The organism is Streptomyces sp. NPDC001604, from assembly GCF_042893475.1.
GTDB lineage: Bacteria > Actinomycetota > Actinomycetes > Streptomycetales > Streptomycetaceae > Streptomyces.
The window spans coordinates 43056-62522 of the sequence record NZ_JBIAUY010000013.1 but is presented as its reverse complement, the minus strand read 5'-3'; the positions used below and the strand labels follow the sequence as shown (position 1 = coordinate 62522).

Below are 19467 nucleotides of genomic sequence, written 5' to 3'. Positions count from 1 at the left end.
GCCCTCACGTCCGCGGGGTTCGATTGCGCAGCTGGTCGATCTCAGCGAGCACCCGGTCCACATGCGGACGCACCTGCGCCTGCAATGCATCGCTCCAGCTCTCCTCGGAGTAGGGGCAGTTGAGATAGAGCTGCCTGGCGTGTTCGAGGGCGGGACGGTGCGCGGGCGGGAGCTGGGCGAGGGCCCAGTCGGCGGCGGCGTCCTTCGGCTTGATCTGGCCAGTGGCGAGCGTGGTCCAGATGCGGGCGAAGGTCAGCAGGACGTTGCGGGTGTCGCTGTCCAGGTCGTCGAGCAGGCCGGGAATACCCGCCACGCTCGCCCAGACCAGGTCGGCCTGCGGAACCGGGTCGAGGACCTCCGCTGGGCGCGGGCCGGTGAGGGGGTGGTCGCCGGACAGCGCCATAGTGATCAGCAGGGCCAGATCGGGCATCGGCTCCGGCTGGGGGACCTCCCCGGCCTCGTACTCGGTGCGCAGCCACTCGCCGTAGAGGAAGTCGCCGGTCGGCGGGTACCGCCACGGCCGGACCTCGGACTGGACGACCACGGTGAGCTCGATGGGACGGGCCTTGTTCCGGGAGCCGGACATCTGGAGCAGTCCACCGAGGAGTGTCCGTCGATCCTGCTCGTTCATGCGCCGCCGGGAGACGACGAGCACGTCGACGTCGCTGGCCGGCCGGAGTCCACCGAGTACGGAGGAGCCGTGGAGGTAGGTGCCGATGACATTTTGGCCCAGCACACCGTCGGCCAGCTCCACGATCTGCTGAACCTGATTCACTGCACCAGCGTCTCCTGTCGTCCGGCCGGCTGCACCGCATTATCTGACTTCGGCTGGTCAGGGCGATGTGTCGAGGGCGCGGGCGGCGGTGAAGTAGGTGTCGTCGTACGGGGAGTACCACTCACCTCCGGTCAAGGCGCAGTTGGGACCCTGCACCGGGGCGACGACAGCCTCGGATTTCAGTACTTCCTGACGGGTGTTGCAGCCGTCCCGGTCGGCATCGATCCAGTGGCGGAACTTCGACCGCTCGTATCCGGTGCGGTCTTCATCGTGGACGGGGAGTGCGGCCAGGGCGTCGCGGACGGGCAGGGCGACGGTGTCGCCGGGGTCGGCGGCGTGGGCGGTGGTCGGGGTGAGCAGGGCGGCGAGCGCGAACAGCGCGGCGGCCGCGGTTCGTACGGCGCGGGTGGAACGCACGAGGCTCCCTTTCGAAGATCCCAGACGGTTGTGATCTTCGTAGCGAGCCCGGTGCCCGGCACGCCCGGCCTTCGTCGTCTCCTCACCCGCACGGGGCGGTAAGTCCTACCGCGCCCCGGCCGTGGACGCCGGGCCGACAGCAGCGCAGGTGCCGTGCGGCGAACGGCGCTCAGGACCCCGGGATTTGATCCTTGGGCTCGGTGCTCGCGAGCGGCTATCGGCCGTCCCAGTGGGTGGCGCCGGGGATGGGGGCGGCGAGGCAGCGCCTCAGGAGAGGGGACTGGGCGGGGCGTGGGGGGCGAAGGCGCCCTTGAACGCGGTGAGGAGTTCCTCGACGCGGGTGCTGGGCAGTGGCGGGTCGTCGGTGGCTGTTCTCGCGGCCGGCGGCGCTAGACGCGGGGGAGCGCGTCGAGGCTTGTGGGCGGGTCAAGTATCCCCGCCGGATACGGGGTGGTCTCACTCGGCCTGGCCGGGTGTGGTCACTGCTGGTGGTGGATGCGGTGACGGGCGAGGGCGTGCCAGCGTCGTTCGAAGTCGGTGGCGTGTTGGGTGAGGTAGGCGGCGGTGATGGGTTTGTTGTATTGGGCTGTTATGCCATGGGTCGTGCACTGCTGGGCGATGGTCTCGAGTGGTGGGTTGGGTGTGTGTTGCCGGTATTGAGCCCAGACGCTATAGAGGCGGAAGGGCAGGAGATAACGGCGCAGTGTGGCGGGGCTGAGAGGTCGGCCGTCGCGACCGTGCATCCCCTGGGTGGCCAGGTAGGTGGACAGTTGTTGGGCCGCTGGGGTGGAGGTGTGTGCGGCATCGCGGTGTTGTTTTTGTAGGTCCGCCCAGGCGAGGTAGTAGCGGTCGACGGCGGTGAGGGTGGCCGGTGGTTGGCGGTCGGCGTCGTAGTCCCAGGTGGTGTGGGGGTGTTGGCGGGCGGCGTTCACTTGGGGGCCGCTTCGTGTGTCGGATGCCGGTGCGGACTCAGCCGAGGGCGCCGTCTGCAGCGCTTTCGTATCCGGGTGCCGTCTGGCGGCAGGGTGCTTGACCGGATCAGCAGCCGTTTCAAGTGCGGGTGGCGATGCGGGTTGCTCGACCGGGAACAGGTGGGGTGCTTCGATGCCTGCTGCTGCGAGGCCTGGCGGGGTCGTTTCGGCGAGCGGCACGCCGTACCGGGCCAGCCGCAGCGGCATCAACGACTCCACCGGAGCCTTACGCCGCCACGCACGCCCGAACCGCGAACGCAGCCGCGCCTGATACACCAGACGCTCCTGCTCCAGCTTGATGACCTGCTCGTAGGAGGGCAGCTCCCACAGCCTCATCCGGCGCCACAGGAGGAACGTCGGGAGGGGGGAGAGCAGCCAGCGCGTGAGGCGCACGCCCTCCATGTGCTGGTCGGCAGTGATGTCGGCGATACGGCCGATCGCATGCCGGGCCGCCTCGACGGACACCACGAACAGCACCGGGATCACCGCGTGCATACCCACACCCAGCGGATCCGGCCAGGCCGCCGCGCCGTTGAAGGCGATCGTCGCCGCCGTCAGCAGCCAGGCCGTCTGCCGCAGCAGCGGGAACGGTATGCGGATCCAGGTGAGGAGAAGGTCCAGCGCGAGCAGCACACAGATGCCCGCGTCGATGCCGATCGGGAAGACGTAGGAAAAGGTCCCGAAGCCCTTCTTGATGGCCAACTCACGGACCGCCGCATACGAACCGGCGAAGCCGATGCCAGCCATGATGACCGCACCGGAAACGACCGTGGCGATAAGGCCTCGCTGGGGGCGGCTGAGGGCAGATTGTGTGCTGCGCGGACTGGCCGGAGGCGCCCCTGGCGGCTCGGCGTCCGCGCTTCGGTCCACGGGACAGGGCGGCGTCGTCAGCTGGGCCGCGGTCGGGGTGGGTGGCGCTGATCGCATGCCGGTCATCACGGCAGTGGCTGGCGAAAGTCGGTTGTGCCGCTGAGGAGTTCGTTGATGAGTTGTGTGGTCTCCGTCTCGAGTGAGCAGTCCAGTGCCTGGTTGATCTGTTGGAGGCGGGTGATGGCGGTGTGTAGTCCGGTGCGGTTTCCGTGGGCTGCCTCGAGTCGCATCCACGCCCGGTACAGCAGCTCGGCCGTGTCGTCGACCTCGAGGCCGGTCGCGATGGCCTGACGCGCGGCGTGGAGGTCGTGGTGGGGGCCTGCGGGGATGCGGTAGGTGGCCACGGTGTGGGCGACGTCGATGATCCGCGTGATCATTTCCTGCTGGAGGGGTCCGGCCCAGGGCAGGGGCCGGCCGCCGAAGGGCTTGCCGCGTACCAAGGTCAGCGCCTTTTCCAGGTCGGTCAGGCCGGCCGGGCCCAGCGGCAGGGCGTGTTCGACGAGTTGGAGGAAGCGCGTCCAGTCGCAGCGGACGCCATCGGCGAGCTGGTAGGGATCCTCGGCCGTCTTGCGGCGTGGCACGTAGAGGTTGCCGGCTGAGTCGCTGCCCAGGCAGCTGCGCAGGCCCTGCATCCGCGCGTTGAGGGTGCTCGTCGACCAGGGGCTGACGGGATCCATGTCGGCACACAAGACATCCGCGCTCCGGCCGGGCCGGAAGTACAGCAGGGCGGCGAGCTGGGCCATTCTCGGGCCGTGGCCGGTGCTGTCCACGCCCGTCACCTCAACCGGCCCCAGGACGCGGATCTCCGGAGCGTGCAGGTCCTGCGTCTCGCCCTCGTCGTGCTCTGGTGCTTCGCCTGCCTCGAGCGAGGCCTCGTGGCTGTCGGCCTCCGGGGCTTCGTCGCCGTCGGTGGTCTCAACTGCGGGCGAGGGTGGGGGCACGGCCTCAGAATCCGGGCCAGGATCGTCGCCTACCGGAGTTGAGGGCGCGGCCGCGGGCAGGAGCCGCAGTCCGGACGGATCGGTGGTAGCGGTCAGCAGCGCCGGGAACACGCCGCTGTCCGCGTCGGATGCCACCGCCAGCGAGACGCTCGGGACGGAGCCGGCCGCGGACGCGGTTGGCTCCTCCGGCTCGGTGCGCTCGGGGTGCTGCACGCGGTCGGGCTCGTCCGGTACGTCTTGCCAGGGCCCCGCGGCCGGGTGGGAGGGCTGTCCGGAGACCGTCAGCGCGGTGGTGATCTGCAGGTAGGCGGCGTGTTCCAGGCGCTGCACGGTGACGTCGGCGCCGACGTAGTCGAGGGTTTGTGGCTCGCTGAGCGAGACGTTGAGGATCTCCGCTTCGGGGAAGCTGGCAGCGGCCGTGCTCGCCGGGGCGATCAGGGTGACGGGCACCGTCCCCGCCCGGTCGATGACGTCGGCGAACTGCCAGGCCGTGTCCTCGTCGAGAGGGGACGCGCACAGCAGCACGTACGGCTGGTGCTGGGCTTCGGGCAGCTGGTGCGCTTCCAGCAGCCGTTCGCTTAGATCGCGCAGGGCGTGTGCGGGCTGCCGCATGTGGGCGATCCGCGCGGTGGGCAGCAGGTGCGGCAGGTCTTCGCCGAACCCCACGGTGACGACCTCGACTTCGCTTGCCCACGGGCTCATCCCGAGTTCCAGCGCGAGCGAGGTGCATACTTCGGTGATGCGGACGGGGTTGCCGTCCAGCAAGAGCGCGGGCAGGTGGGCGAGGTTGAGCAGCAGCAGGTCGCCTGCCGCGGTGCTGCCGATCGTGACCAGCCCCGGATACGGTGCCGGCACTTCGCGGGCGTCGTCCCCGTCCAGGAGAGCGGCGTCGGCGGGCAGGACCCACCATCCGCCCTTCCCGGAGTTGAAGGGTGCCGCAGGGGCTTCGGTGAGATCCTCGGGCAGCACCTCCACCGCGCGGGCGCCGATCCGGGCAGCCCGCAGCCGCGGCAGGATCGCGTCCTGATCCTGGGCCGCCTGGTGGGCCAGCGTCCGCAGCGCGACGTCCAGGCGGGCAGCGCCGCCCGGCTCTGCGGCCGCCGCCAACTGCGCCTCTGCCGCGGATGTCTCCGGCGCGATGGCGATCGTCTCGCCGGGCTTGCGGCGGCGACGCTGCAGCGTCCGGCGCAGGGCCAGGGCGCCGGTGATGGCGGCCGCCAGCAGCGCGCCGGCACCAAGAACGGTGCGCACATTCAGCGGGCTGCTGGCCGGAGCCGACGCCGGGGTCTTGGACACCGTCGGGGCGGGGGAGGAGGCAGCAGCCGAGCCGGGCGCTTCGGCTGAGGCCGACGGGGAGGCGGCAGAGGGCGACGCGCTGACACGGGGCTGCGCGGTCGCGGAGGCCGTCGCCGAGGGCGATGCCTGATTCTGCCCGGGCTGCTCGGCAGGGCGACTTGCCGGCGGGCTGGGGCTCGACGACCGGGGTGCGGGCGTGGTGGTCTGGCGCGGCGCGGGCGCCTGGCCGGTGACCGTGCCCTCGCCCGGCTTCTGCTCACCGTCCGGGTTCTGGCTGGCAGGGGGAGTCTCCTGGCTGCCCGCCTCATCACCCTGGTCACGGTCCTGGGACGGCTCCTCGGCCTGCGCGCCGGGCACGGTGACCTGCTGCCCCGGGTAGATGACGTTCGGGTCCGTGATCTTGGGCAGGCCGTGCGGCTGTTCCTGGCCCCGGCTGGCCTCGAACAGCTCGGGCCAGTCGTCACCGTCACCGAGCTCCTTCTCCGCGATCTTCGACAGATAGTCGCCCGAGCGGACCGTGAGGACGTGCTCGCTCTTCTCGCCAGCAGCTGGCGCGACCTCACCCAACTGCGTCCGGAGGCCTCCCACTCCCATGGACGTGTCGGGCATCTGAAGCTGCCAGCCGGGCTGCAGAAAGCTGTTCGCACGGAAGGTCATGCCGTCGACCATGGTGTGGCCCTCGTTGAGGGCAGCGATCTCCCGCCACCGCTCACCGTCGCCCAACTCCCGTTCAGCGATGCCCCATAGGCTCTCCGCAGGCCGCATCTCGCGCACCGTGTACGACGTGCTGGACACCGCGGTGCTCGCCGAGGGGTTCGCAGCGAGCTCGGTCTCGGCGGCCTGCGGGGTCTGGGTCTGGCCCGGGTCGTGGGCTGCCGCGGTGGTCGGGGCGGCCTGGGCGCCGGAGGCCAGGGCCGAACTCGTCGGCAGCAGCACCAGGATGCTGCCGATCAGGAGAGCCGCGGCGCGCTGAGAGGCACCCATCCCTCGCGGGGCGTGCCAGGTCCGGCCCCGCATCTGCGCGATCAGTTCGCGTACGGCGCAGAACGCGAACTGCGCCCACGCGATCCAGCCCACGCAGGCGAGCAGCAGCAGGAACGCGGAACCCGTGTCCTGACGGTCCAGCAGGTGCGTGAGGTCGTCGTGGGTGGCAGCCCAGATGATGGGGGTGGCCCAGGCCAGCAGCAGCGGCAGCCCGGCAACAGCGGCGGTCAGGACCAGCAGACTCAAAACTGCTGTGAGGAGCCGGCCCAGGGTGCGCCAGGCTGCGGCGGGGGAGGGGGTGGCGCGCATCAGTTTCCTTCAGGAGCGGTGACGCCGTGCAGGAGGGTGGCCGTGGCGTGGCCGGTCACCGAGAGCGAGCCGATCCCGACCGCCGACAGGAACGTGGTGTCGATCGAGCCGGTCACCGTGACGGTGAGGGCCTTGCTGTCGCCGGACACGCTGACCGTGCCGGTGGCGCCGGCGGAGCGCAAGTAGGCCTGTGCGGCGGCGGCCGCGTCCTCGGGGTTGACGACGATCGCCGTGCCGTTGATGGCCTGGGCGGGGTCGATGGCCTGTCCGGCGGCCCGGGCGGCCTCGCCGGCGATGTAGTCGGCGCGCTCGGTGGCGCGCATCTTCCTGCCGCCATCAACGGCAACGCCGATGATCCCGATCAGCGCGACGACGCAGATGGCAACGAACACCGTGACGCCTCCCCGGTCGTCGTACGGTGCCCGCACGATCCGACGCAAGATCATCCATCCCCCCGCTGCCGGTACTGGTCGACGACCGAGGTCGCCGTCGAGGTGAGCGTCTTGGCCCCGGGCACGCCGGGAAGGAGCAGGTCGGACAGATGGACCGTGCAGGTCACCGTCACGGTGACCGTGCCGACCTGGCCCACCGGCACACTCAGACCCCCGGTGTTGACGTGGACGGAGGTCGACGCGCACTTGATGCCCTGGTCGTCAAGAGACTCGGCGGCTGCCGACTGTGCGGCGCCCTGGGCGGCCGCCGCCGTGCGGTGGATGGACGCCTCCCGGGCCGAGTCCTCGGCCGCAGAGTCGATCTTCGAGCCGGAGGTGACGATCCGGCCGCCGGCGATCGCCATACACAGGAACATGATCAGCGCCGGAAGGATGATGGCCGCCTCGATCGCGACACTGCCCTCATCGCTGTTAAGTCGGCGCGCCCAACGGGCCATGTATCGCACGTCATTCACCCCCCGGGGACAGTCCAGCGCTCCTGCGGGCCCGAGGCCGACTGCGTGATCCGCAGCCCCGACACGCCAGGGATCATCGACAGGGCCGTGCCCGAGACCTGGATCCGCACCCGCTGCCCGTTGCTGCTGGCGGACACGCTGTAGTCGCGCAGGCTGTCACCGGCGGTGCGCCCCAGCACGCTTTGTGCCTGGGCCGCGCCGGCGGCCGGGCTCGACTGGTAGGCGCGGGCCGCGCTGGCGCCCTCGCGGGCAGCAGTCAGGGCGATCTGCCGTGCGTAGTACCACATCGACGCCTGGATGACGGCGAGGGCGGCGAGCAGCACGAATGGGAAGACGATCGCCATCTGGATGCTGGTATCGCCACGGTCGTCGCGCCACCGTCGCCCCTGCCACCACGCCTGCAGTCGCTCGTCAGGCTTCATCACAGTCCGTTGAGGATGCCGTTGTACTTGCCGATCACCACGGCGATGGTCCCGGCGATCAGGACGGCACCGGTCACAGCGGCCACCCAGATGATGACGGTGGTGGTGGAGATGTCCCCGCGGTCCGGCCGACGGGCGGCCTCCCGAAGGCCTTCCTGCACATGGCTGGTCAGTCGCAGGACGGCACGATGGGCGCGCGCCCAGGTGTGCGGGCCCCGGCCACCACGCTCCGGCCTGCGGGACGCGTCATTCGGGCTGGTGTGTGGGTGCGTTGTCGCGCGGAGCACAGCACGGCGGGTGCGGGCTGCAGTGTGCTTCATGTTCCTATGCCTCTCTGGAGCGTTGTACGAGTCGTGGTGGTCTCAGACGGTCAGCATGCGGATCACCGCGGGGAACGCCATCAGCAGCATCACCAGCACCGCGAGCAGGGCACCGGGGGCGGTCATCTTCTCGCTGGCCGTGTTCGCCTCGGCGGCCTGATCCGCGAGGAGTTCGGCATTGAGCGCGGCGGTACGGGCCCGTAGCGCCTTGTAGACGGCGGCGCCATCGGTGGCAGAGCCGCGCATGATGTCGGCGACGTCATCCAAGACGGGCAGGTCGTATGCGTGGGCGAGCTCGGTCAGCGCCTGATACGGCGGGATCTTCTCCAGCCGGGCCCGGCGCAGCGCGCCTCGCAGATACAAGAACGGCCAGCCCTCGCCGACCTCAGCGGCCTTCTCGAGCGCCTCGGCCGGACCGGCATCGGCGGCCCGCTTGAGCGCGACCAGGTCGAGGTAGGCGGACAGGGCGTGCGCAAACTCCTCCCGCGCCCGTTTAGCCTGGTCCCGCACCGCGAGATCCGGGGTGATGAACAGCAGCACCGCGACGAGGAGCCCGACACCGGCAGGCACGTAGAACGGCAGGCCCACCCCGGCGATGATCCACGGAATCGTCGCGATCACCGGGCAGAGCAGCCCCAGCGCGGCGAGCGCGGTCTTCTTCAGCATGAACTGGCCCGCCCCCTGCCCCAGCAGGGCCAGGTTTGTGGTCGGCACCCGTACACCCGGCACCCGCTCAAGGCGGGCGAGCAGCCACCGGCCCCAGACCTCCTCGCGGTCCAGTTCCGGCTCGGGCGTGGCCAAGGTGGCCGGGGCACTGCGCTTGAGAGCCGGCCCCAACGCGGGCTGAGGCTGCAAGAGTTCCCGGATCAGCAGGGCGACACCCGCGCCGACCGTGCCGCCAGTCACAACAACGGGGAACAGGTTCACGAGGCGACCCCTTCCGGCTCCTCCCTGGCAGCGATCGGCTTCTCCGGCTCCGGCGTGGGCGCGGGCAGCCGGACAGTGCTGGCTGGGTCGGTGACCAGGAAGCGCGGGACGCGCCGGAACGTGCCCAGCTGCCGCATCAGAGCGAGCACGCCGACGAACCCGGCCGTCAGGAAGGCCAGCACGAGCTGTCCCAGCAGCGTGGAGTACGGCTTCGTGTAAGACGGCACGAAGAACCCGGCCACCACGACACCCACGGTGATGATCGTCATCCACCGCACGGTCGTGCGGGGCTTGGCCCGGTCCGCCTCGATGGCGCGTTTCCTGGCGACCTCCTCGCGGACGGTGCCGGACAGATCCTCCAGTGCCTGAGCCAGGCCCGGGCCGCGGTCATTGACCGACAAGATGAGCGCGGCGACCACCTTGTCCGCGGTGACATCGTCCAGTTCCTCGGCGAATGCGCGGAGCGCTCCGTCCGGCCGCCACCCCAGGCGCAGCCGGTCGGACAGGTTGATGATCTGCGGGGCAAGTTCGTCCGGCGCCCCCTGACGGCTGGTGATCATCGCCTGTTCCAGGCCCATGCCCAGCCGCAGCAGACCGGCCAGCCGCTGCGTCCACTCGCTCAGCGCCTCCAGCTGCCCGATGCGTTCCTGCGCCATCTGCGCCGGGCTGATCAACCAGGGCACGCCGATGACGGCCGCCCCGAGCAGCGCACCGCCGACGAAGTTCCCCGAGACGAGCCACACCGCCACGAAGACCACGACGGCCGCGACCATGAGGGTCCGCCGCCGCAGCCGGGCGTCCTCGCCCTGGTTCTTCCCGCCGCGCAGAGCCATCTGCCAGCGCTTGAGCAGCGGGGCCCGGCGCGGCGCAGTCGTACCCACGACGCCCGCCACGACACCGATCAGCCCACCGATCACGGCCATGCCGCACAGCAGCCCGAACAACAGCGTCATCGCGCCCCCACCTTCAAAGGCAGCGGCGCCGCCCACGCCCCGTACGACTCCTGCAGCAGACCTGAGTCGAAGCCGACGCGGCGCAGATCATCGATGCAGCCCGGATCCATCCTCGGAACCGCCCGCAGCTCCCCCCACTCACGCCCCGGGGAGAAGACCTCATTGGTCGCGGGCCGGCCGTTCTCGCCGATCCCGGTCAGCTCCAGCACGTGGGACACGTAGCGGTGCCGGCGGCCGCCGATCTGCGTCTCGTCCGTCATGTCGACGTACACGACGAAGTCCAGGCCATTGGCCGTCTGCCGGTAGGCGAGCTGCTCGGACAGGTTCTCCTGGGCGAGCGCGTACAGTTCGGCGATCCGGTCGAAGATGATGTCCGGGCGACGCGCGTGGATGGTGCACAGATTGCCGCCGGAGCCGTTCGTCAACGCCTGCATCATGGCGACGACTTCGGGGCCGCGGACCTCGCCGACCACGATCCGCTCCAGCGACATCCGCAGCGCCGGGTGCATCAGGTCCAGGAGCGTGACCTCACCGGCGCCACGCCCGGTGACGTCCTTCTCCCCGTTGGACTCCCGCCCGACGAGGGACACGACCTGCTTGTGGTAGCCGTTTTGGTGGGCGAACAGCTCGTCCTCGGTCTGGATGGTCGCGAACCGGCACTCCGGGTCGAACTCCTTGAGCATCGCCCGCATCAGCGTGGTCTTCCCGGCCTTCTGCTTCCCCGCGATCATGATGTTCTTCTCGGCACGCACGGCGGCGCCGAGGAACTCACGCAGGATCGGGTCGATCGTGCCCAGCCGGACCAGGTCATCGAGATCGGCGTGGGAGACCCGGTGGCGGCGGATGACCGCATACGTCATCGGCCCCAGCCCGGTGATGGCCTGCAGGCGGGAGCCGTCCTGGAGGGACAGGGCGAGGGTGGGGTTCGCGGTGGAGATGGTGCGCTCGCTGTGCCCCGAGCCCCGGGCCAACTCCCGCAGCAGCTCCAGCAGTTCCTCTTCGGAGTCGGCGATCGGTCCGACCCGGCGGCGTTCGCCGTCGCCGTAGTCCAGCCACACCTCGTGCGGGCCCTGGATGATGATGTCCTCGACCCGCTCGTCGTCCAGGTACGGCTGCAGCCGACCGGCCCGAAACAGCAGGTCGTAGACGGCGCGCCGCAGCGCCTCGTCCTCCTGCGGCGTCATCGCCTGCGCGTCCGACCACAGCGCGACGGCCTCGGCGATCCAGCTCAGGCACCGCTGCTCCTCGCTGTCCCGGTCCATGCCAGGCTTCGTCTTGAGCAGATCCTCCCGCTGCTTGGCGACCTGGGACGCAATGTCCCTCGCCACCCGGTAGTCGACCGTGACCTGAGGAACCCCCGTGCCGAGCACCTGGGTGCCCGAGGCAGCACCGGCCACTGCTGGCGCGCCGTTGGCCTGGCGTGCCCACTCCTGGGACAGCGGGGCCACCGTGGGGTCGGGGTGCAAGGGCCTAGCGTGCATGGGTGACCTCCCCGCCCGCCGCGCGCGCGACGCGAGGATCGAGGCGGGCCCGGCGCAGGGCAGCCCGCTGGAGAAGGAGCGTGCTGCTCGTGCGGGCGGCCTTCATCAGCGCCGACTTCGTGAAGTGCCGGGGCTGTTCGGCACCGTCGGACAGCACGCGGGCATCCTTCGGCGCGAACGGCAGGGTGGCGATCACCGGCACCTGCAGCACGCGCTGCACCTCACCCGCGGGATACGGGCCCTCCTCGATGAGCAGCACGCTGACATCACCGATGCGCTCCTCCAGCGACCGCACCCGGCCCTCGGCTGCCTGCAGGCAGCGCAAGGTGTTGCGGACCACCACGAAGGTGGCGTCGGCCTGCTCGGCCAGCACCCCAGAGGGCCCGTACGCGCCGCGGCGCCCGAGGTCGATCAGGACGTCGTGGCCGCTCTCGGCCTCGATGCCGCGGAACATCTGCGCAAGGATCTTCCAGACCTGGCCGAGACCCGCCGCCTGCGCGGGGTCGGTGAGGCCGGGCAGCAGCAGCCGGTCGCGCGGGGAGTCCTGCTCGCCGTTCTCACTGCTCAGGTCGATCAGCTGCCGCCAAAAGGCCTCACTGAACTCCCCTTTGCGGGCGGCGACGGAGAGGTTGCGCAGCCCGTACCGGTCGCCGAGCGTGCCCTGCAGCAGCCCGTGCAGCACAGCACCGCCGTCCGGGTCGCACTCCGCCAGGATCATCCGCCGGCCCGCCTCCAGCGGCCACGACAGCAGCAAGGCGAGGGCACTCGTGGTCACCCCGGGCGCGCCGCTGCACCCGGCGAGCGCGATCACAGCCATCAGTCACCGTCCGGGGCAGCGAGGACCAGACGCAGCGCGCCGGCCGCCTCCCACGCCGCGGCCGTGGGACCGTCGGTGGCGGAGGTGGCCACGTCGACGACCACGATCCCCGTGCCGGGGGCGGCGCCAGAGGTCTTCACGACCCGGCCGTCGATGGTCTGCGGCGTCGTGTCGGACGTCTTGCCCGTGCCCGTCTCCGTGGTGCCCTGGGCCAGCACGTGCACCAACTCCACCCTCTGGCCCGGCACCAGCGCGGTGGCCGGGATCTGCTTCGGCTCCAGGCCGACCGGCACCAACTGCTCGCCAGCCCTCACCAGGTTGTCCTTCGTCACCTGCGAAGGGGCAAGCAGGGAGCCGGGCTTGAGCTCCACGGCGGCTCGCTTGCCCACCACCGACCTCAGGTCGCCGGCGCGCACCGCCTTGACCGCCGGGTCCAGGGCGACGGATGCCTTGCCCAGATCGTCCTCGCTGAGGACCTGGCCGACCTGAACGTCGCGGACCACGGTCACCACGTCTATACGGTTGCCGACCTGCAGCAGCAGGACCGCAACACCCGCGCCACCAGCGGCGATCAGCGCCAGCGACAGGGCAATGACCCCTGGTCGTCGCCTGCGCGCTGAGACCCGGGGTGGCGCCACCGGTCCGGCCGCGCGCCCCTGCTGGGGAACGCCGTTCGGGGCTGTACCTACAAGCTCTTGGGTCTTGCTCACCGTTGTGTCCTTCCGGTGGCGTTACCTGACGACCTGGACTTCGCCGACCGCCACCTGCACGTTGGTTTGCCGGACCTCGGTGAGCTGGCCGGCCTGTCCGCCGCCCTGCCAGTTGATCGTCCACGTCGAGGTCGCGATCACGGGGAACTTGCTGCTCTGGGCACTGGCAGAGGTCTTGGCGTACACGTGTCCGCAGGTAGGCGACTCGGCCATGCCCTCGGATGATGTGTAGGGCGTGCCGGGGCCGTTGCACGTCACAGAGGCGCCGTCGCCCATCGTCCACACGATCTTCGACACTCTCGCCGTCGCGGTGACGGTGATTCCACCCGCCGTGGCCGACGCGGTATTCGGTCCGTAGGTCGTGGCGCTCTGGTTGACCCACATCCACATCGGGACACCCACGGTGTACTTCCGGGCTGCCTGCGGGCTGGCGACATCCGGACCGAGCAGCGTCATGGAATCCACCGCGCGCTGGGCCAACTCCCCAGGGTCGATCTGCGGGGCGGGATTCTGGCCCGTCGGCACGACGACGAAGCTGGCTGGGTTGTCCTGACCACCGTCCGAACACTCCATCAAGAACAGGTCGTTCTTCTTGGGGTCTTTGCCCTTCCACGCCGGGTGGTTGGCCGGCGGCTTCGGATCGACCTTGGTGTAGGTGCACTTCATCTTGCTGTCGCTGCTGCCGCCGCCCTGCGAGTCACCCGCCTGGTTCCCGCTGCCGCCGGAATCGTCACCGACGCCCACGTCGACACAGAACTTGATGACTTGGCACTTGCCGGCGCCGACGTCGGGATCGTCGCTGGCATGCGCGGTGCCCGCCGAGGCGAGGACGAGCGCGGCGGCGAGTGCGGCGAGACGTCGGGTCAGCAGGACTGTTCTTGAGCGGTCAACTTTGTGACCATCCACTTCGTCCCCCACTTTTCAAGCGTTGCGGTGCTGACGTATTTGATGAGCCGCGTCGTGGGCAGCGGGACCGGCTTTTTCGAAGCCTTGTCGGTCAGGATCCAGTGCGTCGTGTCGACGCAGTCCGCGACCGTGGCCCTGGGGATCTTGGCGTCGGTCACCTTGACGACCTTCGGATTGATCGCTGGCTTTCCGGTCGTCACTTGTCCGGCCTTCCGCATGACCGCCAGGTCCTTCTCGATGTCGGCCAGCGCCTTGAAGGTGGTGTTCTCCTTTAGGTCGGTGCCCGCGGAGGAGGCCTTGCTGTAGGCCAGGGTCTGCGCGTCCCAGGAGCTGGTGTAAGCCGCGATGACAGCGGCGGCCTCGCCGTTGGCTGTGGCACTGGGCGACGATGAGCCAGCTGCCTTGCTGAGGCTGGGTGTGGAGGATGAGGTGTCCGCGTCGCTGCCGCTGCAACCGGCCAGTGCCAGCAGGCTGCTGGCAAGAAGCAGCGCAGTTGCGTGCTTCCCAGTGCGAACAGCGGCAATGTTGTGCCCTGATGAGCCTCGTGGTGTGGCTGTCATGTTGTCTTCCCGTGCGGCGTGGTGTCAGATGACCGCTGCCTTGAGCCGCCGGCGCACGGCAGCGCAGGTCTATGGCCTGGGGGAGCTGCGGTGATGCGTGTGCGTAGTCGTCACGCTACGCATGTGGCTGGCGACTTCCCAGGAGGCTTGTGGAGTTGACTGAAATAACTCGAGGTGTCGGCAGTCCCTTTGGGGTCTAACAGTGCTGTGGCGTTGGGTTTCTTCGCTGATTCCGTCTGCACGCGATTCGGGCGGAGTGGCCGGTCACTGGGGGCCGCTCGTGGTTGGAGAGGACGAGATCTTGACTCGCCGATTCTTGTGTCGGCTGGCCTGTTGTGGTGTTGAACGCCATCGGATGCTTTTCCTCGAACCCGCGGGTGTCGAAGCTGGCGGCGGGAGAGCTCGCCCGATGTGATCGTGGGGCAGCGGCCCCGCGCCGCGTGCCAACTGGTCATTTCACTGCTTCCTTTCGGTGAGATTTGGAACCTGGTCATCGCGGTGCAGTGCGCTCGGCGTCGCGAGCGGGGGAGGTGGTGGCGAACATGCTCACTGCGCCCGGACCGGCGGCCAGACGGTGATCACGTCGCCATCGAGGGTGACGTGCCGGTCGGGGAAGCGGCGCTGCACCCGGCTCAGGTCGTCGAAGTCGAAGTCGCCGATGCCCTGGACCACGCAGGCGTCCCCGATATACGAGACGCCCTTGGTCCGGGGCGGCCAATCGATGCGTGAGACCGTTTCTGAAGTGCGAATTGAGCCAGGAGCGTGTGGCATGTGATGTCCCCTAACATCGGTGCACAGCACGGGGGTTCAAGGAGAGGCTCTGCTATGCAGGAGTAATCTATGCATTCGCGTGAGCAAATATCAACTGGTTTGGGGTGTAGTTGCAAGGCTGCGACATTCCGCCGCGGGGAATGGTGCGTCACAGCTCGGTCCATGCACGGGACTTGTCGCCGGCCAGCGGAACCCACACGTCAGACGTGGGGCCGTACTTGTCCAGGTCCTCGAGGACGGCCGCTCCCATCGGCACCTCACGGGCCAGGTCGGCCACGAGTGGATGATGGGCTGCCATGGCCCTGAGGTCGCTGATCCGGTTGTTCATCGCTTGGCGTCCGGCGCCGGTCAGGACGAACAGCACCCGCGGAAACACCGGATACCAGCGCAGCCAGCCGGGCCCGGCCGTCTGGCGGCGTCGGCCGACAGGCTGCGGTTCGTACGCCCACAGCCTCGCGTACTCGATCAGTTTCGCCGCGAGGCGTTCACTGCTCATGGTGGCGCGGTCGACTTCGACGAACGCCCGCAGCTTGCGGCGCTGTTCGCCCCCGATGAGCGTGTAGTGCATGACCGCGTCGGCGACGACCTTCTCTCCGTCACCGATCGAATGGAACACCTCGGGCGTCCAGTCCAGGTGACCGTGCTCGTCGCCGCGGCGGCGGGCGTCCGCGACGAATGCCAGGTGCGTGCGCAGGACGGTGAGGGTGTGGGGGGTCTTCAGCGAGGCGGCCGTCGCCGAGGTGATCGGATACGGCGGGCGGCCCCGCAGCGCGGGCCAGTCCCGGGTGAGGCGGGCGCCCTTCGGCGTGAGGTACCAGACCCGGGTGCGATGCGACTGCGGTAGCACGACGAAGTCGACGAGCCGTTCGTCGAGCAGATCGTTCAGCCGCTGGGAGACCGACTGCCGGGAGCGGCCGGGCCGCAGCAGGAGATGCAGCTGGTTGGTGGAGGCCATGCGGTGTTGGGCGAGTGTGGCCAGCAGTTGATGCTTGAGGGGCTCGACGGGGCTGGGCGTGAACCCGGCCGGCGTACCGTCCTTGGGCCGGGTGGTGGTCAGTTCCATTCGTTCTCCTTCGACAGGTGGACAGCGGCGGCGCCGGCAGGGGCGTGCGCGGCGAGGAAGGCGGCGACGCGCCCGAGTTGCTTCACGGCGCGGTCGGTGAGCTGGTGCAGCGGAAGCGCCCCAGCGTTCGCCTGGGCGGCCCGCTCCAGCGCGCCGGCCTGCTGGGGGCGGGCCTGGGCGGCGAAGACGTCGTCGAGATGGGGCCCGTGCAGCTGAACGGGCCCGACACGGCGGCCGCGTACGGTCACGGACAGGTAGTGCTCGAAGCGCTCCATGGTGGCGACCCGGTCGGGGCTGGGGTCATCGCCCCACTCCGCGGTGATCGGCGCGATCGCGGACTTCGACCCGGCGGTCGTGGCCAGCGTGGACGCGTTCTGCACCAAGGACAGCCGCACCGGCGTAGGCAGGCGGGACAGCAACTGCGTCATGCCGTGGACGTGGCACCGGTACTTGCGCAGGTCCTCGAACATCGCCGCGATGGTCTCGGGCGCCGCACCCGTCAGAGTGATCAGCTCATCGAAGTACGGGCGGAACGGCACCCGCTTCTCCTGCGGGGTGTCGCGCCTGGAGCGCGCCGCCCGCAGTAGATCCCGGGCGAGCAACGCGGTCAACAGGCGGTCGGTGGGCCCGTTGCCGCCCGGACACACCCATACGATCATCTGGGAATCCATGGCCGCCCGGATGTCGTAGACCCCGACGGGCTGACCGAGGAAGGCGCGGGTGATGGGGTTGGCAGCGAGGCGGGCGATCGGGTTGAGGACGACGGCGAACCCGTCGGGCGGCAGCGTCGGGAACACCGACTGCCACCAGGCGCGGGTCTCCTCATCCAGACCGCCTGCCACCGCGGCGAGCGCTGCCCTGCGGAAGCCGCCATCGGTGAGCAGGGACCGGACGTGGAAGATCGTGGCCTGGTCCTCAGGCTGGCCGGCCTGGCAGGCCGCCTGGTTGACCGCGACCAGGACGGTCAGCGCAGCGGTGAGGATGGTCAGCGCCCGCGGGGCAGTCGCGTCGTCCCAGGCCAGGGCGGAGGCGTAGGCGTCGGAGATCGCCTCGACGACCTCGTGCGCAGCCTGCCCGTGGTGCATGCCGAGCGGATTCCACGAACTCACCCGCGGGTCGGGGCCGAGGCCGCCCAGGTCGATCAGGGCGACTCGTGGCATCAGGTGGTCGTGTGCCAGGAACGGCAGCGCGCGCGGCCACGAGTCGCGGTGCGGGTCGACGAAGACCAGCCCGCCGCCGGCGTGCGCCCAGCCGATCGCCTGCGCCAGGGCGCGTTCAGTCTTTCCACCGCCGGCCTTGCCGACCCCGACCTCGAACAAGGTCTCCTCGGCGTAGGTGGCGACCAGCCGCTTTCGGCCGTCCGGGCCGCGGTAGATGCCCTGCAGCAGTAACTCCGGATCGCCGAAGGAGAAGGTCGGCAGGTCACCGGCGAGCACCGGCAGACGGCAGTTGATGGTGGGCGGCTTGAGCAGGCCGGTCAGCTCTTCCAACCGAACCCAGTTCGCGCGGGGAGGCTGGCAGTGCCCCAGATTCCACCGGCGTTCGAACCCGCGCGTGGTGGGCCAGTGATCGGCGCCGATCCGCCACGGTCCCAGCCGCCATCCGCGCATCGCCCACCGCGAGCGTCCGCCGAACACATCGAAGGCGGCCTGAAGTTGGGCGAGCCGGGCCTGGGGGCGGCCCTCGGTGTTCGACGCGCACATCACCAGCAGCTGCACCCGTACCAGGTGGTCGTCTTCGGCGAGCTTGCCCAGCGCCTCGACCGGCTCGACCCGGCGGGGCACCGGCGGCATCACCAGCCGCCGCCCCGAGCCCGCGCCGGGCTTGTCCGTGAGCAACTGCTGCAGCTGCCAGGTAAGGGAGTCCTCGATGCCGCTTGCGTCCTGCCGCAGCCAGCGCGCGGCCCGCTGGGCCTCCCGGCGCTCGGAGCGGCGTGCGGCACCCATGAGCTGCAGGCGGCGTGCCCTGAGCGCCCATTTCGGGGCACGCTGGATGTCGAGCCGTATCTCGGCGAGGTCGCCGAGCTCGCAGCGCAGGTCGGCCACGGCGTCGATGAGCGGCTGGAGCGGATCGGGGGTGAGGGGCACCTCGCGCAGCGGGGAGGTGGGCTTGCCGCGCAGGATGAACTCGGCGCGCACGGTGTGCGTCCTGGGCTCGTCGACGATCGGCCGGGCCCGGTTGACGGTGACGTCCGGCCCGAACGGCGTGATGGACAGCAGCCGCTCACCGCCGGCCGGACCCTCGATGCGGTAACGCAGCGGCGTACTGCCGTCCGCACGCAGCCTAATCTGCACGGTCTTCGACCGGCGGGGCGCCCACCAGGGCATGGCCGTGGACGCGCGGGCGAGCTGGGCACCACGCCTGAAGATCTCCTCCAGGCTCGGGTCGAAGTGCCGGGTGGAGACGAGCTCCAGGGCCATCCGCTGCGCGGACCCCTTGGCCGCGAGCCGGCGGACCACCCACTCGCTCACGCCCCAGCACACGGCGACCGCCAGGGCCAGCAGATACCAGTGGTGGTAGAGCCAGCCGGCCGCGTCGACCAGGCCGGGAACCTGACCGGTGGCCATGTCATCGGCCCGGCCCGTCAGGTACGGGGCTGCCAAGTCCACGACGTTGCTCCCTTCTTCGAAGTAGTACGGGCGAAGTGCCAGTCGGTGATGCGCAGGTCGGTGAAGGTGCCGCCGCGGTCCATGCCGGCCCACACCAGGTGGACCACCGCCTTGCTGGGGCTGCCATCGCGGCGGGCGATCGCGGCCTGGATGCGGAAGCGGGCGGTCGCGAACGCCGGGGCCACCTCCTGATCCGAGTCGGGAAAGACGTCTGGCCACTTCGCGCGGCCGACACCGGTGGCGTCCGCGCGCAGCAGCGCGCGCCCTGCGGCGAGCAACTCCCGCTCGTCGGCGGCGGAAAGATCGGCGGGCCAAGCCGCCTCCAGCGACCGCTGGATGACCCGGTCACCGGCCACGCCCTCGCCGTGCGGCGGCAGAGCCGGCTCAAGGCCCGACGGCGTCGATGCGGCGGACGTCGTGGAGGAATCGGTGCTGACGGTCGGCGCTCCCGCGGGAGG

Annotated in this window: 19 protein-coding genes; all 19 read right to left on the bottom strand. The window is 70.2% G+C overall.

The features are described from left to right. Positions 1-4: 4 nt before the first annotated feature. On the bottom strand, positions 5-775 hold the full coding sequence (locus ACFY1E_RS30225; protein ID WP_389081215.1) for an aminoglycoside adenylyltransferase family protein: 771 nt from the start codon (positions 773-775) through the stop codon (positions 5-7). Positions 776-832: 57 nt separating this feature from the next. Continuing rightward, the gene (locus ACFY1E_RS30220; protein ID WP_389081212.1) at positions 833-1192 is read right to left on the bottom strand and encodes a hypothetical protein; all 360 of its coding nucleotides are present in this window, start codon (positions 1190-1192) and stop codon (positions 833-835) included. Between the two features lie 479 nt (positions 1193-1671). Continuing rightward, positions 1672-2910, bottom strand: a complete 1239-nt coding sequence (locus ACFY1E_RS30215) for a DUF2637 domain-containing protein (RefSeq protein WP_389081210.1) — start codon at positions 2908-2910, stop codon at positions 1672-1674. A 188-nt stretch (positions 2911-3098) separates the two neighbouring features. Continuing rightward, the gene (locus ACFY1E_RS30210; RefSeq protein WP_389081207.1) at positions 3099-6563 is read right to left on the bottom strand and encodes a hypothetical protein; all 3465 of its coding nucleotides are present in this window, start codon (positions 6561-6563) and stop codon (positions 3099-3101) included. Beyond that, positions 6563-7009 carry a TadE/TadG family type IV pilus assembly protein gene (locus ACFY1E_RS30205; RefSeq protein ID WP_389081205.1) on the bottom strand — a complete coding sequence of 149 codons (447 nt, stop codon included), beginning with the start codon at positions 7007-7009 and terminating at the stop codon, positions 6563-6565. The genes ACFY1E_RS30210 and ACFY1E_RS30205 overlap by 1 nt, the downstream gene beginning before the upstream one ends. Continuing rightward, positions 7006-7452 (bottom strand): TadE/TadG family type IV pilus assembly protein, encoded by a 447-nt coding sequence (locus ACFY1E_RS30200; RefSeq protein ID WP_389081645.1) that lies wholly within the window; start codon positions 7450-7452, stop codon positions 7006-7008. The genes ACFY1E_RS30205 and ACFY1E_RS30200 overlap by 4 nt, the downstream gene beginning before the upstream one ends. Positions 7453-7466: 14 nt before the next feature. Continuing rightward, positions 7467-7892, bottom strand: coding sequence for a TadE/TadG family type IV pilus assembly protein (locus ACFY1E_RS30195; protein WP_389081202.1), 426 nt, complete (start codon positions 7890-7892; stop codon positions 7467-7469). Then, positions 7892-8212, bottom strand: coding sequence for a hypothetical protein (locus ACFY1E_RS30190; protein ID WP_389081200.1), 321 nt, complete (start codon positions 8210-8212; stop codon positions 7892-7894). Before ACFY1E_RS30190 ends, ACFY1E_RS30195 begins: the two co-directional genes overlap by 1 nt. A 42-nt stretch (positions 8213-8254) precedes the next feature. Continuing rightward, positions 8255-9139 (bottom strand): type II secretion system F family protein, encoded by an 885-nt coding sequence (locus tag ACFY1E_RS30185; protein WP_389081197.1) that lies wholly within the window; start codon positions 9137-9139, stop codon positions 8255-8257. Further along, on the bottom strand, positions 9136-10092 hold the full coding sequence (locus tag ACFY1E_RS30180) for a type II secretion system F family protein (RefSeq protein ID WP_389081195.1): 957 nt from the start codon (positions 10090-10092) through the stop codon (positions 9136-9138). Before ACFY1E_RS30180 ends, ACFY1E_RS30185 begins: the two co-directional genes overlap by 4 nt. Then, a complete protein-coding gene (locus tag ACFY1E_RS30175; protein WP_389081192.1) occupies positions 10089-11573 on the bottom strand; it encodes a CpaF family protein in 1485 nt (494 codons plus the stop codon). The genes ACFY1E_RS30180 and ACFY1E_RS30175 overlap by 4 nt, the downstream gene beginning before the upstream one ends. Continuing rightward, positions 11563-12390 (bottom strand): hypothetical protein, encoded by an 828-nt coding sequence (locus ACFY1E_RS30170; protein WP_389081190.1) that lies wholly within the window; start codon positions 12388-12390, stop codon positions 11563-11565. The genes ACFY1E_RS30175 and ACFY1E_RS30170 overlap by 11 nt, the downstream gene beginning before the upstream one ends. Further along, positions 12390-13100, bottom strand: a complete 711-nt coding sequence (locus tag ACFY1E_RS30165; RefSeq protein ID WP_389081187.1) for an SAF domain-containing protein — start codon at positions 13098-13100, stop codon at positions 12390-12392. The genes ACFY1E_RS30170 and ACFY1E_RS30165 overlap by 1 nt, the downstream gene beginning before the upstream one ends. 21 nt (positions 13101-13121) lie before the next feature. Continuing rightward, positions 13122-14018: an ATP/GTP-binding protein gene (locus ACFY1E_RS30160; RefSeq protein ID WP_389081185.1), complete on the bottom strand. Its 897-nt coding sequence runs from the start codon at positions 14016-14018 to the stop codon at positions 13122-13124. Continuing rightward, positions 13964-14566, bottom strand: coding sequence for a hypothetical protein (locus ACFY1E_RS30155; RefSeq protein ID WP_389081182.1), 603 nt, complete (start codon positions 14564-14566; stop codon positions 13964-13966). Before ACFY1E_RS30155 ends, ACFY1E_RS30160 begins: the two co-directional genes overlap by 55 nt. 546 nt (positions 14567-15112) lie before the next feature. Further along, the gene (locus ACFY1E_RS30150) at positions 15113-15238 is read right to left on the bottom strand and encodes a hypothetical protein (protein WP_389081180.1); all 126 of its coding nucleotides are present in this window, start codon (positions 15236-15238) and stop codon (positions 15113-15115) included. 247 nt (positions 15239-15485) lie between these two features. After that, positions 15486-16400 carry a replication-relaxation family protein gene (locus ACFY1E_RS30145; RefSeq protein WP_389081178.1) on the bottom strand — a complete coding sequence of 305 codons (915 nt, stop codon included), beginning with the start codon at positions 16398-16400 and terminating at the stop codon, positions 15486-15488. Beyond that, a complete protein-coding gene (locus ACFY1E_RS30140) occupies positions 16391-19009 on the bottom strand; it encodes an ATP/GTP-binding protein (RefSeq protein ID WP_389081176.1) in 2619 nt (872 codons plus the stop codon). Before ACFY1E_RS30140 ends, ACFY1E_RS30145 begins: the two co-directional genes overlap by 10 nt. Further along, positions 18985-19365, bottom strand: coding sequence for a hypothetical protein (locus tag ACFY1E_RS30135; RefSeq protein WP_389081173.1), 381 nt, complete (start codon positions 19363-19365; stop codon positions 18985-18987). Before ACFY1E_RS30135 ends, ACFY1E_RS30140 begins: the two co-directional genes overlap by 25 nt. Positions 19366-19467 lie beyond the last annotated feature (102 nt).

Bases quoted from the DNA above. Each gene is read 5' to 3' on its own strand.
- ACFY1E_RS30190 (WP_389081200.1), bottom strand. From the start codon at position 8,212: ATGAAGCACACTGCAGCCCGCACCCGCCGTGCTGTGCTCCGCGCGACA.
- ACFY1E_RS30195 (WP_389081202.1), bottom strand. From the start codon at position 7,892: ATGAAGCCTGACGAGCGACTGCAGGCGTGGTGGCAGGGGCGACGGTGG.
- ACFY1E_RS30205 (WP_389081205.1), bottom strand. From the start codon at position 7,009: ATGATCTTGCGTCGGATCGTGCGGGCACCGTACGACGACCGGGGAGGC.
- ACFY1E_RS30175 (WP_389081192.1), bottom strand. From the start codon at position 11,573: ATGCACGCTAGGCCCTTGCACCCCGACCCCACGGTGGCCCCGCTGTCC.
- ACFY1E_RS30170 (WP_389081190.1), bottom strand. From the start codon at position 12,390: ATGGCTGTGATCGCGCTCGCCGGGTGCAGCGGCGCGCCCGGGGTGACC.
- ACFY1E_RS30145 (WP_389081178.1), bottom strand. From the start codon at position 16,400: ATGGAACTGACCACCACCCGGCCCAAGGACGGTACGCCGGCCGGGTTC.
- ACFY1E_RS30210 (WP_389081207.1), bottom strand. From the start codon at position 6,563: ATGCGCGCCACCCCCTCCCCCGCCGCAGCCTGGCGCACCCTGGGCCGG.
- ACFY1E_RS30155 (WP_389081182.1), bottom strand. From the start codon at position 14,566: ATGACAGCCACACCACGAGGCTCATCAGGGCACAACATTGCCGCTGTT.
- ACFY1E_RS30215 (WP_389081210.1), bottom strand. From the start codon at position 2,910: ATGGCTGGCATCGGCTTCGCCGGTTCGTATGCGGCGGTCCGTGAGTTG.
- ACFY1E_RS30180 (WP_389081195.1), bottom strand. From the start codon at position 10,092: ATGACGCTGTTGTTCGGGCTGCTGTGCGGCATGGCCGTGATCGGTGGG.
- ACFY1E_RS30200 (WP_389081645.1), bottom strand. From the start codon at position 7,452: ATGGCCCGTTGGGCGCGCCGACTTAACAGCGATGAGGGCAGTGTCGCG.